This window comes from Clostridium muellerianum (genome assembly GCF_012926525.1).
Taxonomy (GTDB): Bacteria; Bacillota; Clostridia; order Clostridiales; family Clostridiaceae; genus Clostridium_AM; species Clostridium_AM muellerianum.
In genome coordinates this window covers 242,395-258,691 of the sequence record NZ_JABBNI010000014.1, presented here as the reverse complement: position 1 = coordinate 258,691, position 16,297 = coordinate 242,395, and the positions used below count along the sequence as shown (strand labels likewise).

18 protein-coding genes are annotated in these 16,297 nt (G+C 31.5%); 13 read left to right on the top strand and 5 right to left on the bottom strand.

What is annotated here, in order from left to right; all coding sequences use genetic code 11:
• The first annotated feature begins 142 nt into the window (after nt 1-142).
• Both HBE96_RS08550 and HBE96_RS08545 read left to right on the top strand, forming a co-directional pair.
• On the top strand, nt 143-685 hold the full coding sequence (locus HBE96_RS08550) for an NADH peroxidase (protein WP_169297343.1): 543 nt from the start codon (nt 143-145) through the stop codon (nt 683-685).
• A 444-nt stretch (nt 686-1,129) separates the two neighbouring features.
• A complete protein-coding gene (locus HBE96_RS08545; protein ID WP_169297342.1) occupies nt 1,130-1,753 on the top strand; it encodes an HD domain-containing protein in 624 nt (207 codons plus the stop codon).
• 101 nt (nt 1,754-1,854) lie between these two features.
• Here HBE96_RS08545 and HBE96_RS08540 read toward each other — a convergent pair whose 3' ends face one another.
• Entirely contained in the window at nt 1,855-2,211 is a 357-nt protein-coding gene (locus tag HBE96_RS08540) for a hypothetical protein (RefSeq protein ID WP_169297341.1), read from the bottom strand.
• A gap of 126 nt (nt 2,212-2,337) precedes the next feature.
• The gene (locus HBE96_RS08535) at nt 2,338-2,919 is read right to left on the bottom strand and encodes a tyrosine-type recombinase/integrase (protein ID WP_169297340.1); all 582 of its coding nucleotides are present in this window, start codon (nt 2,917-2,919) and stop codon (nt 2,338-2,340) included.
• A 333-nt stretch (nt 2,920-3,252) separates the two neighbouring features.
• Here HBE96_RS08535 and HBE96_RS08530 point away from each other — a divergent pair, with 333 nt between their 5' ends.
• From HBE96_RS08530 to HBE96_RS08510, 5 genes are all read left to right on the top strand, one after another.
• Nucleotides 3,253-3,609, top strand: coding sequence for a helix-turn-helix transcriptional regulator (locus HBE96_RS08530; RefSeq protein WP_169297339.1), 357 nt, complete (start codon nt 3,253-3,255; stop codon nt 3,607-3,609).
• Nucleotides 3,610-3,855: 246 nt separating this feature from the next.
• Nucleotides 3,856-4,095, top strand: a complete 240-nt coding sequence (locus HBE96_RS08525) for a helix-turn-helix domain-containing protein (RefSeq protein ID WP_169297338.1) — start codon at nt 3,856-3,858, stop codon at nt 4,093-4,095.
• Nucleotides 4,096-4,127: 32 nt separating this feature from the next.
• Nucleotides 4,128-4,358 carry a hypothetical protein gene (locus HBE96_RS08520; RefSeq protein ID WP_169297337.1) on the top strand — a complete coding sequence of 77 codons (231 nt, stop codon included), beginning with the start codon at nt 4,128-4,130 and terminating at the stop codon, nt 4,356-4,358.
• 4 nt (nt 4,359-4,362) lie between these two features.
• Nucleotides 4,363-6,045, top strand: coding sequence for a helix-turn-helix domain-containing protein (locus HBE96_RS08515; RefSeq protein WP_169297336.1), 1,683 nt, complete (start codon nt 4,363-4,365; stop codon nt 6,043-6,045).
• Between the two features lie 1,148 nt (nt 6,046-7,193).
• The gene (locus tag HBE96_RS08510; protein ID WP_169297335.1) at nt 7,194-8,579 is read left to right on the top strand and encodes a tyrosine-type recombinase/integrase; all 1,386 of its coding nucleotides are present in this window, start codon (nt 7,194-7,196) and stop codon (nt 8,577-8,579) included.
• 176 nt (nt 8,580-8,755) lie between these two features.
• On the opposite strand, the gene HBE96_RS08505 is transcribed toward HBE96_RS08510, so the two are convergent.
• Both HBE96_RS08505 and HBE96_RS08500 read right to left on the bottom strand, forming a co-directional pair.
• Nucleotides 8,756-9,076 carry a DUF1540 domain-containing protein gene (locus HBE96_RS08505; protein WP_169297334.1) on the bottom strand — a complete coding sequence of 107 codons (321 nt, stop codon included), beginning with the start codon at nt 9,074-9,076 and terminating at the stop codon, nt 8,756-8,758.
• Between the two features lie 166 nt (nt 9,077-9,242).
• Nucleotides 9,243-10,595, bottom strand: coding sequence for an alpha-amylase family glycosyl hydrolase (locus tag HBE96_RS08500; protein ID WP_169297333.1), 1,353 nt, complete (start codon nt 10,593-10,595; stop codon nt 9,243-9,245).
• A 252-nt stretch (nt 10,596-10,847) separates the two neighbouring features.
• Here HBE96_RS08500 and HBE96_RS08495 point away from each other — a divergent pair, with 252 nt between their 5' ends.
• Genes HBE96_RS08495 through HBE96_RS08485 form a run of 3 tightly spaced genes read left to right on the top strand, consistent with a single transcriptional unit; the run spans nt 10,848 to nt 13,825 of the window.
• The gene (locus HBE96_RS08495; RefSeq protein ID WP_169297332.1) at nt 10,848-11,303 is read left to right on the top strand and encodes a DUF441 domain-containing protein; all 456 of its coding nucleotides are present in this window, start codon (nt 10,848-10,850) and stop codon (nt 11,301-11,303) included.
• A 13-nt stretch (nt 11,304-11,316) separates the two neighbouring features.
• Complete coding sequence (locus tag HBE96_RS08490) at nt 11,317-12,657, top strand: Na+/H+ antiporter NhaC family protein (RefSeq protein WP_169297331.1); 1,341 nt, start codon at nt 11,317-11,319, stop codon at nt 12,655-12,657.
• Nucleotides 12,658-12,712: 55 nt separating this feature from the next.
• The gene (locus tag HBE96_RS08485; protein ID WP_169297330.1) at nt 12,713-13,825 is read left to right on the top strand and encodes a glycoside hydrolase family 113; all 1,113 of its coding nucleotides are present in this window, start codon (nt 12,713-12,715) and stop codon (nt 13,823-13,825) included.
• Nucleotides 13,826-13,879: 54 nt separating this feature from the next.
• Here the strand turns inward: HBE96_RS08485 and HBE96_RS08480 are convergent, their stop codons facing one another.
• Complete coding sequence (locus HBE96_RS08480) at nt 13,880-14,569, bottom strand: TrkA C-terminal domain-containing protein (protein ID WP_243186868.1); 690 nt, start codon at nt 14,567-14,569, stop codon at nt 13,880-13,882.
• A 339-nt stretch (nt 14,570-14,908) separates the two neighbouring features.
• On the opposite strand from HBE96_RS08480, the gene HBE96_RS08475 reads away from it, so the two are divergent.
• From HBE96_RS08475 to moaC, 3 genes are all read left to right on the top strand, one after another.
• Complete coding sequence (locus tag HBE96_RS08475; RefSeq protein WP_169297329.1) at nt 14,909-15,181, top strand: hypothetical protein; 273 nt, start codon at nt 14,909-14,911, stop codon at nt 15,179-15,181.
• Between the two features lie 113 nt (nt 15,182-15,294).
• Nucleotides 15,295-15,783 (top strand): MogA/MoaB family molybdenum cofactor biosynthesis protein, encoded by a 489-nt coding sequence (locus tag HBE96_RS08470; protein WP_169297328.1) that lies wholly within the window; start codon nt 15,295-15,297, stop codon nt 15,781-15,783.
• A 21-nt stretch (nt 15,784-15,804) separates the two neighbouring features.
• Nucleotides 15,805-16,275: a cyclic pyranopterin monophosphate synthase MoaC gene (gene moaC / locus HBE96_RS08465; protein ID WP_169297327.1), complete on the top strand. Its 471-nt coding sequence runs from the start codon at nt 15,805-15,807 to the stop codon at nt 16,273-16,275.
• The last annotated feature ends 22 nt before the right edge of the window (nt 16,276-16,297 follow it).

Sequence of the window (16,297 nt, the reverse complement as noted above, 5' to 3'; positions counted from 1 at the left end):
AAATTACAAATTTTATTTAAATGTACTCCAAAATTATTTTAAATGACATAATGTATTGATAAAAATATTTATATTATTAGAGTAAAAAAACTTTAAAAGAGAAAAATAGTAAGGTGAAAATTTTTAGAAAAGGAGAATTTATATGAAAAAATTTGTTTGTACAGTTTGTGGATATGTCCATGAAGGAAATGAACCACCAGAAGTATGTCCTATTTGTAAAGCTGATGCAAGTAAGTTTAAAGAAGTTACTGAAGGCTTATCCTGGGCAGATGAACATAGAATTGGTGTAGCAGCAGATGTGGATCATGAAATAGTAGAAGGATTAAGAGCAAACTTTGTAGGTGAGTGCACAGAAGTAGGAATGTATCTGGCCATGTCAAGACAGGCAGATAGAGAGGGATTTCCTGAAGTTTCTGAGGCATATAAAAGGATAGCTTTTGAAGAAGCAGAGCATGCATCAAAATTTGCAGAACTATTGGGAGAAGTAGTAAAGCCAAATACTAAAGAAAACTTAAAAGCAAGGGTTGAAGCTGAGTATGGAGCTTGCGATGGAAAGAAAAAACTTGCAGGTCTTGCAAAGCAGAAAAACTTGGATGCTATTCATGATACAGTTCACGAAATGTGTAAGGATGAGGCAAGACACGGCAAGGCTTTTAAGGGTCTTTTAGATAGATACTTCAACTAATATAAGACTAAGTGTTTGTAAGAGTTTATAAGACTTTGAATAATATATGGACAATTAAAGGATACCCTGACGGGTGTCCTTTTTAATTATAGCGGTTGTACCTAATACTGTACACAAATTATAAAAATAGTCTTGTATATAAGTAAACACTGTACATAATGTACAGCGTTTGTTATCAAAGCCTTGCGTATAAAGGTTTTGAAAGTATAAGAAAGACCTTCAGAAGGTTTTATCTTAGGGTCTTATAGTGCTATGTGTCCAGCAAAGTTGAACAATCCTATTGGTGCAAGTCCGATGTCTTATACTTAAATTTGACTTTGTAAAGAATAATGTTGAAAATATGATACAATTTAATTGTTAATACTATCCATATATTATATAATTAAGTTAATGTACAATAGTAATGCGAATTAATCATATAAAAAATAAAGGAGTTAAAGTAAAATGAAAAACGATGGAATACAAGGTTTACCTATATTGTATGAAGCAAAGATATTTTTAGAAGAGGCAGGAAGGTTAAATCCAGGACCTTGGATTAATCACTCGAAATATGTTGCGGAAGCAGCAAGGCTTATTGCAGAAGAAACGGAGGGACTAAATTCTGAAACGGCATACATATTGGGGCTTTTACATGATGTAGGTAGAAGAGAAGGAGTTACTGATATGCATCATATAATTAGTGGATATAATTTCTTAAGAGAGAAAGGCTTTAATGAGGCTGCAAGAATATGTATTACACATCCGTTTTTGGTTAAGGAAATAGAGTGTTATTCAGGAAAGTGGGACTGTAGTGAATCAGAGATAGAGTTTATAAAAGACTACTTGAGAAATATAGAATTTAATGAATACGATAAATTGATTCAATTTTGTGATGCAATCGCTATTCCTTCTGGCTTTTGTCTAGTTGAAAAAAGAATGATAGATGTAGCACTTAGGTATGGAATTAATGACTTGATTATAGATAAGTGGAAATCAACAATGGAGATAAAGCAATATTTTGAAAGTAGAATAGGAAAATCAATTTATACCTTGCTTCCAGGTGTTATAGAAAATACATTTGCTTTATAAATATGTAACAAATATAAAACCAATGCAGAATATTCTTTTTTAACGAACTAAAGGCAACCAATTAAGGTTGCCTTTAGTTCGTTAAACATTGTTGTTATGTATCAACTGCCCATTAACATAAGTATACTTTTTGTGGCCTGTGTGTCACGAGTACCTAAATAATTCTCAAACTCCTTAATAATATGATTAAGACGGTCTGTAACTGTTTCAGCTCCTGTCCAAACATACTCCTCAATGTACCTTAAACCTGATAGCCACACCTTGCCGTCTTTAACACTGAATTTATACCAGTTCCAACCGTCTGGCATAGCCTGTAGTATTGCCTCGTTGTATTCATAGCGAAATTCTAGTTCAAGTTCTAGTTTGTGTGAAAAAGACCTATCTATATTTTCAACATAGCTAACTGCACTCATAAGTTCAAGCCCCAAATCATTCATTGTATCCACTATAAAACGCATATTGCGTGTAATGGATACATAGCTTAGAGGATTACATTTATGCCGTATGGTAGCTACCTTGTGGCATTTAACACAATAAAAAATACCTTTCATATCTTACACTTCCTTGTTCAGTTTTATTTGTATTTAAACAATATGCACATGATTACTTATAGCAGATTCTATCTCTTTACTACTAACACCAAGGTATTTTTGTGTAATTGCTATTGTACTATGTTGCAATAATGCCCTAACGAGTTCTATGTTTTGACCATTGTTGTTGAAGATTTCATTAGCATAAAACTTCCTAAAACTATGTGTAGATATGTTTTCTAGTCCTAAATAGTTGCATACTATCTTTAATTGTTTTTGTACGGCTCTTTCAGTTATGGGGAACAGCTTATCATCTGTACTTAGCTTATTATCTAAAGCATATTCTTTGACAACTAGGTATAGCTCCTTAGGTGCTGTAAAAGTTCTGTTCTTGCCAGTTTTTTCTTCTACAATGTCTAAGACTATGTTAGTTCCATTGTTTCTAAATGAATTCAGGGTTAAATTTAGTGTATCGCCTATGCGGACACCGAGGTTTCCCTCAAGCATTAGAGCCAGTTTAACCCTTTGGTTAGGTCTGAACTTTCTATCAGCTCCATTAACTTTGAATGTAAATCCAGAACCAATAGTGGTTAGTATTGCTTTATATTCTTCTATATTTATAACTCTAGTTTTCATAGCTGATACCTCCTTAAAATTTGTAATTGCTTTAGACTATTATAATAGAATAGTTCGCATTTTGCAAAGAAAAAGTTCGCGTTTTGAAGAAGTGTTTTATATGTCTTCAATATAAATATTGCGAAAGTCTTGTAATGGCAAGGTTTACAGGGTGTTTTGCTCATTGGTATACAGTTCGTCTTAGGTAGCAAAGGCGTACTTTTGAACAAGTTAGTACAATTTAGATTGCCTTAGATTACCTTAGATTATTTTAGACTAATTTAGACTGAATCAGGCCTGTTTATGTTGAGTAATATAGGATAAATTTGATTAAGATAGAGGAGGGTTTTATATATGAGTAAGCTACTCACAATCACGGAACTAGCAAAAATAACAGGTTTGGGTGTAACTACTATCCGCAGGAGAGTATCAGCAGGAACGCTACCATATACACGTGCTAATGCTAACTCAGGTAAACTCTTATTTAATGAGGAGTTAGTACAGACTGTCTTACGCAATGAGGCTTATAGCCACCTTAAAGGGTGTGATATGAGTGATATGATTGATACAAAAGAACCCAAAGAGCCGACCAGTTACCTAGCAAATCTATTCAAAGAACCATCAGACATTACAGATGCTGAGGCAGCACGAGATGAAAGATTCGGCTATACTCCAAGAAACATCATTAAATCAGCGAGTTTCACTAAATAGCTTTGAGAACAATTTAAGATAAGGAGTGTAACTTAAGTTGCACTCCTATGTCTTTTTATTTGGATAAAAAATCACAAGTTGTACATGAACACGCTGAGCGTGTCTATGTACAATAGTCGGATTTCTTAAATTTTTATATTTGAAATAAAAGCATGCACACGCACAGCGTGTGTATGAGAAAAAACTTTATCTATACACGCTCAGCGTGTTATAATATTATTAATAGTATGTAAAGGAGTGATTATAATGGCTACAGGCGCGACATTAAGAGCTGTGCGCAAAAAAATAGGTTTAAAACAGTACGAGCTGGCGGAAAAGTACAAAATATCTGTTCGTACTCTACAGGACTGGGAATTGGAGGTCAGGATACCGCCTGATTATATATTAAATTTATTGCTAACTAACATAGCTCTTGACTTTGGCGTAGATGAAGTTACAAGGGATACAGTTTGCCGTGCTAGGCAAACTCTTGAAAGCGAGGATTAAACAAAAGCATTATATAAAGAGGATGTGATTTAATGGAGCAAGCATATGCACTTTACGACATTTGTGGAAGACCACTACCACAATCCGCAATCAATACCGTAATGAAAGCACGTGCCGAAGGTACAATTACCCTAATATCGGTGTCTGAGCAGGAACCAAATAGGGAGCAATACATATGCACTGAGACCGGTCTACTATTTGAAGTGGTTACTGCTCCAAGGTATTTAATAAATCTACTACTAGACTACAAAAAGGAGGTATAAGGTTATGCGTACAATTCAGAGAGGTGCTTGGCATACAAGTGTCGGAGAACATAATTTCAGCAACTTAGAACCACTAGAACCTATGTATTTATCAACATTAGATAACTATATCGACTTTTTGTTTCCGTCTTTATTGGCCAATGAAAAAATTGCTCTGTTTTTCAGACGAGATATACCTCGAGTTTTCTATTTTGAAAATAAAGAACTTTTAAAGCTAAGGTTAAAACAGGGATTAAAGGATTGTGATACTTTTATAACTTTATCCTCAGTTAAGAGTGAGGCTAAAACTAAAGAAGGTGAGAATATGAGTCGCCGCTTTTGTTTGGGCTTTGACCTTGATAAGAAAGATTTTAAGGGTAAATTTGAAACGATACAAGAATTTACGAACCACTTCAAGGTTACAACTGGAGGTCTATTTATACATTATGTCATAGATTCAGGTCACGGTTATCATATTTATATAGGTATTGAAGAAACAACTGATATAGCCCGTGTTACTTCAATCACTCGTAGATTTGCAGTTTTATGCGGGGCCGACATTGCAAATATCAGTCAAGCCCAATCGCTACGCCTACCCGGAACACTTAATCACAAAGATAAAGAATCCCCGTTATCTGTAAATATAGTATCTGCATATACCAATGACAATAAATACAGGAGATACACATTGGATTTCTTAGAGAGTAAGCTTAAAAAGTTAGAGAAAGCTACTGGCATAGGTAGACCGGTAACTCGAAAAAAATCTATAACACGAAAGTTCCGTGGTATGTATCCTTGTGTAGCAAAAATGCTTGAGACTGGCGTACCTAAGGGTGAGAGAAATAAGTGTCTTGGTAGAATAGTAAGTTACTTCCGTGATTGTGCTAAAGTACCTCAAAGCGAAGCATTAGAAATCGTATTAAGCTGGAATGAGACATGTAATTCTTTATGTGTAGCAGAGGATGCAAAGTCAGACGATGAAGTCATTAAAGATTTTAATAGATACTGGAAACCCAAAGATAATAAAGAATACAGTCTACTGGGGTGTTTATCCGACAGAAACAGCTTTTCTTCCATACTTGTAAAGTATTGTGACGAGGCCCGATGTCCAAAATGTAGACGAGGCCCAACAGAAGATAGCACACAATTTTACATACTGGACGGAAGATATTTAACCGATGATTGCTTACGCACTCTAAAAGGTTACGCTTATGTAATTCTAAAAGTTTTAATCGAAAGTAAGAAAGCTTATAAGGTGTCAGAACTTATAACTCTGACAGGATTATCAGAGCAGAAGGTATCACGCTCTATGAAAGCTCTATTGGAACTTAATTTGATAACTAAATCTGCTACTGGTGTGGCTGTATATAAAGCGAAGAACTACACTAAATCTAAGCAGTTCGTAACTTTGCCAGTGAAACTCTTTGAACTGCTTGGAACTGGAGAAATCAGCCAACAGGAGCTAAAGTTATATATCACGATTAGACGTAATGCTTATTTAGGTGTAAAATGTACATACGAAGCTTTGGGGAAAGTGCTTATCCTAGATAAACACCACGTTTACACGGTAGTAAAGCATCGTATGGTTGACCACGGATTGCTCGAAATTGAACATAAACCAACGGGTACTTATGTTCAAATTGGAAGTACAAATGTAGAAAAATCATTCAATTACTATCGGTTTCCACTCGAAATTCAAGACACCTAAGACCGCCCGTATTCATAGGTTTCCCAAGGCACTCACTCTCATAAAATTCTTCAAAAATATACACTATGAGTTAGAATGATTTGTAGTACCAAGATAGTAGAAATGTAAGTGAGGCTAGTCATAGACTCGTTTCAGCCATTTCAGACAGTGAGTTTTCCATTATTTTTATCTGTCCGAAGGTCCACAGGATTAATATAGATACTTTTGGTATCATAGTATAATTTCACTATGAATGTATTAATGTAACCTTGATTCATAGATTTTAATAGCCCCACAACTCTTGTAGTATGCGGGGTTTCACTATGTCTATCTGTAATTCTGTATCAGTGCAGAATTACAGATTATTTTAAAGGTGCAATGCTTTATACATAAATCCATCTACAGGCCGGTTTATAGGGTTTAAACCTCGAATCTTATGTGTCTAAAACCTTCATAATCCTTGAAGTTTTTATCAGAAATTCTCAACACCTCATATAATCGCCTCTAATCCCCCTTACCCACCTAGACATACAAATATACCAGTACCCCCTCAAAACTGCCTCTAAGGCGATTGCATAGCGAATTAACAATATAAATTTAATAATCCAGTATCCTGTAATCTTGTTGGTTTTATTCGACCTACTTTGAAAATCCCGTCAACCCCTGATACACCGACGGTTTATACCGATTTCTGTTCATACAGAGTTCGGTGATATACCATTACTATGTATAAACTAACTCGTAGTTGTGTATAATAGCTCTGTACTTATATCAAGTAATCCTGTACCTGTATCTAGTAGCTCTATACTTATATATAATAGTGCTGTACTTGTATTCCGCATACTGCTCATACAGTAAATCGGTTCATACTAATACTATGTGCCGTAAACAAAAAAAGTTCTAAAATGTACATATTTATTTCATAGTTATTGTGTTTATGAAGAACTTAATGTTATGACTTTAAGTATCTATGCCTATGACAATTTTTGCCTACTAACTACTAATTTATTAATATTTAGTATAATAATATGGCCTTTGCCATCTATGTAACAACTTCCCTATTTCATAGGACTTTCTTGCCCGTTTTATTTGAAGAAATATCGTGAATTGTATTGTACTTTTATACTGTACATGATAATCTTAGAGTAATTTTAAGGGGGGTATGTTGTATGGCTAAAGTTAATGATACTGGCGTTTATCAGTTAGAAGATGGTAGTTGGGAGTATAGGATTGTAATTAATACTAAGGATTTAAAGGCTACTGCAAAGGCAAGACAAGACGATTCAGGTAATCCTTTTAAAACGAAGAAACAAGCCGTTGAAGCAAGAGCTAAGAAACTCATTGAATTGAAGACACCGAAACCACCAAAACCTATTGTGGTTAAAGATGCTAAGCTTAGTGAGATTTATGAGGAGTATATGTTGAATGGTACAGCTCAAAAAGCTAAGTCCACGATACGAAAGCAACAATCTATGTGGGAGAATCACATAGAAAAGAACTTTGGTAACCGCTATATATCGACTATTACAGCACAGGAGCTAAAAGATTATCTAGCTAAAATGTATGCTTATGGTGATGGTATTGAAAGTTACCAAGGTGGTTATTCCTATAAGTATGTGGAAGGATTTTTAAAATTCTTTTACTTGCTCTATGGTCGAGCATATGGACACGATTTGATTGATACTGACAGATATACTAAAATGGTTATCGACAAGGGTAATCGCCTTACTATGCCTGACAGAACACACGAAGATGAGGAAGATGAAAGAAATATAAAGTCTTATACGATGGAAGAAATAGCCAAGATAGAGTCAGTATTTAGACGAGGTAACTGCTACACTGCGTTTTTATTGGGCTTCAAGCTTGGGTTGCGTATATCTGAGGTATTTGGTTTGAGGTTTAGTAATATAGATTGGGGTAATTCTACTGTAAAGATTAATAGACAGATGGGATTTGAAGATGGTGCTATATGTTTAGGTCCAGTGAAGACATTTGCGGCCGTGAGAACTATTGATTTAACTTTGCCTATGATTGAACATTTATTTGAGGTAGATAACAAGCAAAAAGAAACTCGTGAAGCTAATCCAGATGCTTATAGAAACACAGAGGTTGTGCTAGACAAAGATAAAAATGGAGTTTTATTAGAGCGAATAGTTGGTGGTGACTTTATTTGTCGTAAGGAGAATGGAGAGTTACTCACACCTAATAGTATCAAATACTGGACTAGGGCCATTAAGAAAGAAACAGGTATAGACTTCAATTTTCATAGCTTGCGTAGAACCCATGCAACACAAATGGTGAATCTAAACACACCTGTTCACGAGCTAATGCTAAGACTTGGCCATAAGAAGTTTTCGACCACATTGCGTTTTTATGCTGATGAGAACAAGTTTACAAGAGATAAGTTGATAGAAAATATAGAAACAATCGATGCAGCTTTTGAAAAAGCAAGAGTGTACTTGGTTGAAGAACCAAAGAAAGATGCAGAAAACCTAGCTAAAATCCAAAAGGACTTGTCATATTTATTTGAAGAAACCAATGATGAAATCAAGTAAAGTGGTTGTACATAACTATGTACATTTAAAAAATTAGTGCCTGTAACCCTTGTAGATACTCATAGTATCAAGACGAAGCCAGACATGGTAGAGCTTTTGAAGGCTTATTGAATAGATATTTTAAATAAAAGAAAGGATTCCTTATAGAAATATTAAGGAATCCTTTTTGTGATAAATTATTCATTTTTAAAGGTTAAACAATTAGTCTCTGTATATAAATTTACATTATCCCCATTAACTTTTATAGAGTCAGCTCTGCAAATACTATTGGAATTATGGGTACATGTAACTACGTTGCAGGTAATTGAGCTGCAGCTATTTTGTGGGCTATTAACATTGTTTGTAAGATGGCTATAAGATAAAGAGTCTAAAAAAGATGCACAGCAAGTTTCAGAATTACTATGAGCACTTTTTCCTCCAACATTTATAACATTGGCATAACAAATCCTTTCATTATTATGAGAACAGTTTATAACGTCGCAATTAATTCTTGACATATTAGTATCTCCCTTCTTAAATATATATTAAGAAGTTTAACCAAAAATAAGATAAATTATTTAATACAATGCAAACCTAAGGATTATCTTAATTAAAAAAATCCAAACCAGGTGGTATAAATGAAATTTTATTCTTAATTCTTATTTTAAATTAATATAAACTTTTTTAGTAAGCTTTTAATATTTTTATACAGTAAGGTTCAAGATTTAAAAGTGCTTTTCCGTTTATTATAGTATTTTTTTCACCATTATTAAAAAGATCCAACAAATAATTTATAGAATTAGAAATACTAAATTCTAGAGAAGCAATCTTTTTATCTGATAAATTTAGTGCAATTAATATAGTTTCTGTATCACAAATTCTAGCAAAAACAATCTGCTCATTTCTTATAATAATTTCTTTATATTTTCCTAATTTTAATGCAGGAGAAGAAATTCTTATTTTAGAAAGTTTAGCTACTAAATTAAAAATATCTCTATTCAAAGTTTTGCTTTCTATTTCATTTAAGCTAGGTCTTAGAGATAAATCAGAATTCTTTTCTTTTTTTCCTGTTATACCATATTCACTACCATAGTATATAGAAGGTATTCCGGGCATTGTAAAAAGTAGAGCGTATGCAAGATAAATGTGATTTGGATTATTTAATATACTTGATATTCTTGTCACATCATGATTGTCAATAAAATTGTAAAGATTTAAGTTTTTATATATTCCATGATCCCCAAACTGTCTATTCAAAGAATAATTTATTTCAAAATAATTTTTGTCATTTAAACTTGAATAAATACCTTTATAACATTCATAATTAGTAATAGAATCTAGCATATTTTTATTTGCCCATACATTGTAATCTCCATGAATTATTTCACCCATAAGCCAAAAATCATGTTTCTTATTTTTGCAATAGAGTGAAAGCTCTTTTAAAAAATCTATATCTAAGCAATTTGCAGCATCTAATCTTAAGCCGTCAATATCAAAATATTTTATCCAGTAACATATAGCTTTAAATATATGTTCTTTTACTTCTGGATTTTTTAAATTTAGTTTTACCAGTTCATAATGACCTTCCCAGGTATCATAACAAAAGCTGTCTTTGTAAGGATTTTCTAAATTAAAGTTAATATTAGAAAACCAATTGCAATATTTTGAGTTTTGTTTGTTTTTTTTAACGTCTTTAAAAGCAAAAAAGTTTCTTCCTACATGATTAAATACACCATCCAGTACTATTTTAATTCCATTTTTGTGAAGTGTCATACAAACTTCTTTAAAATCTTCATCATTTCCAAGCCTTCGATCAATTTTGTAATAATCGGTAGTATCGTATCCGTGGGTGTTAGATTCAAAAATAGGACCTAGATAAACTGCATTTATGCCTAAGGATTTTAAATGAGGAATCCATTTTTCTATTTTTTCTATTCTATTTACAATTTCTATTTTTGAATCATTAGAAAAAGGTGCTTCACAAAATCCTAATGGATATATGTGGTAGAATATTGCTTCATGTACCCAAGAGTTCATTTTGAACACTCCTTTCATTGAAATATAAATTATAATGATATTGGTAAGTACTTGCGCTTATGCAATTTAGAGTTATATATTACATATTGCAGCATGAAAGAGTATAATATATATTATGTCTATCTATGGTAAATTGATTAATTTTAATTTATAATTTAAATCAGAATTATCACTTGTGGAATAGTTTAAATGTATAAGAATATATTTTTTATTAAATGTATAATTATATTTTTATATGGGGGATGATTTGTTTTGGAATCAAACATTATGTTAATTGCAATACTTATTGCAGCAGTAATAGGTAAAGCAAATTCTGTAGCCATAGCTGCCTGTGTTCTTTTAATGCTTAAACTTTTACATATAGAAGAATATGTATTTCCATACATAGAGAAAAATGGTGTAACTATAGGACTGATATTACTAATAGCAGCTATATTAATTCCTATTGCAAAAGGTACTGTTACTACTATTAATGTAAAAAATGTGTTTACATCATGGATAGGAATAATTGCACTAGTATTATCATTTTTTACTACGTATTTAAGTGGACTCGGGTTAAAGTATCTTACGGTACAGGGTCATGGAGATGTTATGCCTGCTATGATTCTAGGATCAGTAGCAGCAGCAGCTTTTTTAGGTGGAGTTCCAGTAGGCCCCTTAATTACATCAGGAATGCTTGCATTAATTGCAAAATTAATACACAAATAATGAGGTGTCTATTTTGGATTTAATTATATGTTTCATTATTACATTTTTACTTTTAATTTTAAGTATTTATAAGGGGATATTCGTTGTATATCCGTTAGTTATAGGATTGATATTATTTTTTGTAGCAGCAGTAAAAAGAGGATATCCTGCAAAGAAGGTTTTTATAATGGCATACAGGGGAGGCAAAAAGTCTATTATAGTTATAAAAATATTTGTGCTCATTGGAGCAATTACAGCAATATGGATGGCTTCAGGTACTGTATCTGCAATAGTTTATTATGGAATAAAATTATTAAGACCTAATATATTTATATTATCTGCATTTTTAATTAGTAGTTTTGTATCAGTACTCATAGGCACCTCCTTTGGTACTGTGGGTACTGTAGGAATAGCACTTATAGTGATTGCAAGAGGTGGGGGAGTAAATATTGCGGCTACAGCAGGAGCTATTATTGCAGGCGCATATTTTGGTGATAGATGCTCCCCTATGTCTTCTAGTGCAAGTCTTGTTGCCTGCATTACAGAAACAAACATTTATGATAATATAAAAAATATGATCAAGACTTGCATAATGCCTTTTTTTATTTCAATTATTTTTTATAGTGTAGTATCACAAATATTTCCTTTACATAAAGCTAGCACTGATATAAATAGTGAAATACTAAAAGTATTTGATGTAAATATGATTGTGCTATTGCCTGCTTTAGTAATTATTATTCTTTCATTATTTAAAGTAAATGTAAAAATTTCAATGCTTATTAGCATAATTATAGCTTTTTTGTTGAGTATTATAATACAACATAATGGTATTATAAATTCAATAAGGTTTATAATTTTAGGGTACAGTATGGACAAGTCCAATCCTCTCTATTCAATAATTAAAGGTGGGGGAATCATTTCAATGCTAAAAACGTCTTTGGTAATATTTGTATCTTCTGCTTTTTCTGGTATTTTTGAAGAAACAGGGATGTTGAACAGTATTGAAAATATGACCTATAAGGCAAATTCACGATATAAGCTTTTTAGAAACATGATTATTACTGGAATACTTACCTCAGCATTTGGATGCAGTCAAGCTATTGCAGTTATATTAACGCATATGCTAAATAAAAAGGCTTATGAAAAAAATGAAATGGATAATGATACTTTAGCTGTTGATTTAGAAAACACGGCTATAATTATTTCTGCTTTAATCCCATGGAATATTGCACTGCTTCTTCCAATAGTAAACTTAGGTGCAGATGCTTCATGTATACCATATCTATTTTATCTATATATTTTGCCTATTTTTAATTTAATATTTTTCAAATTTAAGTCAAAGCAAAAGCATTCTATTTGCAAACAGTGTACTTAATCTAAGTAAAAGTACAATTGATATTAAAAAATGTATATAACAAATGGAGGTAAAAATGAATAAGAAAAAAATCGCAATATTATTTGTAATAATAATTATAATTGCAGTTGCAGTTCATATTATTAAAACTAATCCGGATTCTAGAGGAGTTATTAATAAGAACATAAATAAAATTGAAGGAAAGACATTAAATGAAAAGTTTGAAACAAAAATTAAATCAGGCAATTTATCTACAGACTATAAGGTTGATGAAGTTTTAAGCGATATAGACAAGCTTAAATTAAATACGATAAATGTTCCTATTGTTGTAAATATAAAGGATTTATCCTCTAGTAATATGAGCGTAGATAAAGAGAGCGAAGAAAAAGCAAAAATCTTATTAAAAAAATTAAGATGGAAAAAAGTAAATATAATATTAGAACCTTATCCATGGATAGATAATGGAAGTAAATATGAGACAGCTTGGAAACCGAATAATATAAATGATTTTTTCTACAATTGGAAAAATAATGTTCTAAAAACTATAATTAATGATATTGCAGTGCCATATCATGTAGATGCACTAGATATAGGTTCAAGCTTTATAAATATGGAGTTTGCAGAAGGTTATTGGTGTGACACTATAGATTATGTTAGAAAATATTATAAGGGGTTAGTAACTTATAGAATGGGGTGGTGGTATACAGCTAAATGGAAACCAGAGACAATTACTGCTTATGAAAATAAGGTGAATAATAAGATGTTTTCAAAGTTGGATTTTATTTCCATTGCAGCCTACTTTGAGCTTACAAATAATAGTACTAATACTGCAGAAAATATATTTAGCGCTATAGAAAGTACACAAATATATGATAGAAAGCAGAATGTAAAGCAGGAAATAAAGAAATTCCATGATAAGTGGAATAAACCTATTTTCTTTGGAGAACTTGGATTTCCTAAAATTAACAATGCTTCTGTGCATCCATGGGATCCATATCAAAATAATACTGTAAATAATGTGGAGCAAGCTAATTGTTTTGAAGGCTATAGAAGGGCATTTGAGAAGGAATCTTGGTTTTTAGGATTTTCTATATTTGCAATAGGAGAACATAGTACAGATAAACGATATTACCCTAGTGACGAAAGTACAAAAGTTATTAATAATTGGTATCAAGTTAATAAAAAATAGCATTATAACAAGGACAAATCACATTATAAGGTGACTTGTCCTTTTTTATATTATTTAGCTATTTTTATATTTTGGGGGAAGGTTATTCAAGTTAAATGTTTTAATAATTTCTTCTACTTTACCATATAGTAGTACATTATCCCCTTTTTCCAATACATAATCCCTTTTAGGAAAACCTATAAATTGATTCCCCTTATCAATATTTAAAATTATCATGTTTCTAGGTTTTAAATTAGAATCCTTTAATGAAACTCCAACTAGTCCACTATTTTCATCTATAATAATATTATATACTCCATAACCTTTAGCTCTAGTAACAAGTTTATACATTTTAGTTGGAGACTTATATTTTGAATACCTTCTTAAAATTACTTTTTCAATAAATGTGTCTAAATATTGTACAAGTATTTTTTCCCTTAAAATGTACCACATAAATATAAAAAATATTAGTAGCATTGGAATACTCTTTATAGACATAGAATGTTTGATTATGTCTACTAAAAAAGATATACCTGTAAGAAAACCTATATACCCTAAAACCATTAACAGTTGAGCTAATCTTCTTCTGGTGGGATGTTGAGTTATAAGCTCAGCTTCTCTTGTGGTAAATCCAGATCCTGTAAGTAAAGAGATAACTTGAAATCTAGATTTTTCTTCAGATAAACCTGTAAGTTTGAAGAATACTGTAATTATTTCAACTATTAGTAAAAAGAGTACTATGGATAATAAGAAATATAATAGCATAATGTGGCCTGCCTTTCGTTATAATATTGCAAATATAATTATTTAATTTTTTTATAGTTTTTTTAATACTATTTTTAAAGTGAAATATGTCATAAAAAGTTAATAATTTATTAATACTTTATTAAGTAATATTAGATACCATTTATTAGAAGCGTATGGTATAATCATATTATAATATCAAAAGATATAATTTCAAAATAAATTATTACTTTATCCGATGGCTACTATTGATTGGACAAAGTAATTCTCATAAACAAATTTCATTTGAATCTAGGAATTACTTGATAATTGTTATGTAAAATACTAAATTTAATAAAATAGAAAAGGGGTATGTAAATTATGGATTTTATAAATAAAGGTTTTTCATCAGTTTTTAAAATAGCAATAGGATTGATAATTTTTATAGTACTTATAAGAATTTTACCATGGATAGCATTAGTTGCTGCAGGAATTTGGGGGATTTCTAAAGTAGTAAAAAGTTTTAAAAGTTGGAAGAGTGGAGACAATATTAGAAGAGAAGAAGTTAAAACACATAGTAATATATCTAATGAAAAAGACGAATTTGACTTTTCTGAAAAGAAAATTGTAGATGTAGATTATAAAGAAGTATAGTAAGTTCAAATTAAATGCTACATTGCAAATTTTTGAAAATTCATGTATTATAGGTTTAAGGAAAATTATATAAATTAAGAATGCAAATTTTTATACTGTTAGGTGGGGATATAATGATAAAAACTGCTATTGTTACTATAAGTGATAAAGGTTCTAAAGGCGAAAGAAAAGATGGGACAGGTGAAGCATTAAAGAATATATTAGATCCAGAGTATTATAGTATAGATCATTACAAAATTATACCAGATGAATTGGAGAAAATAGTAGAAGAACTAATATATCTTTCCGATGAATTAAAAGTTAATTTAGTATTAACAAATGGAGGAACAGGTTTTTCTAAAAGAGATGTAACTCCAGAAGCTACAATGCAAGTAATAAAAAAATATGTACCTGGTATAGGAGAAGCAATGCGAAGTGAGTCTTTAAAAGTAACTCCAAAGGCTATGCTTTCAAGAGCAATTTCAGGAATAAGAAATGAAACGTTAATTGTTAATTTGCCAGGAAGTCCTAAGGGTGCAGTAGAAAATTTACAAGCAATACTACCAGCATTGCCTCATGGTATAGACATATTAACAGGAAAGGCTTCAGAGTGTGCAAGATAGCATTAAAAGAGGAGGAAAAGCATGGAACTTACACATATAAACAGTGAAGGAAGAGCTAAAATGGTTGATGTAAGTGAGAAAAGTGATACAGAAAGAGAAGCCATTGCAAAAGGCTCTATATATATGAAAGAGGAAACTCTCAAAAGAATTAGTGATGGAGGAATAAAGAAGGGAGATGTACTCTCAGTGGCACAGGTTGGTGGTATAATGGGAGCTAAAAACACATCTCAAATTATTCCAATGTGCCATCCAATTATGATATCTGGATGTGATATCAGATTTGATCTGGATTTTGAAAATTTAAAAATAGATATTGAAGCTGTAACCAAAACTGTAGGAAAAACTGGAATTGAAATGGAAGCTCTTACTGCAGTTTCTGTGGCAGCGCTTACTATTTATGATATGTGCAAGGCTATAGATAGGCAAATGATAATATCTGATATTATGCTTATGCGAAAAAGCGGAGGAAAATCAGGAGTATACCAGCGCTAATTTTTAAATTACACGTAAAGGA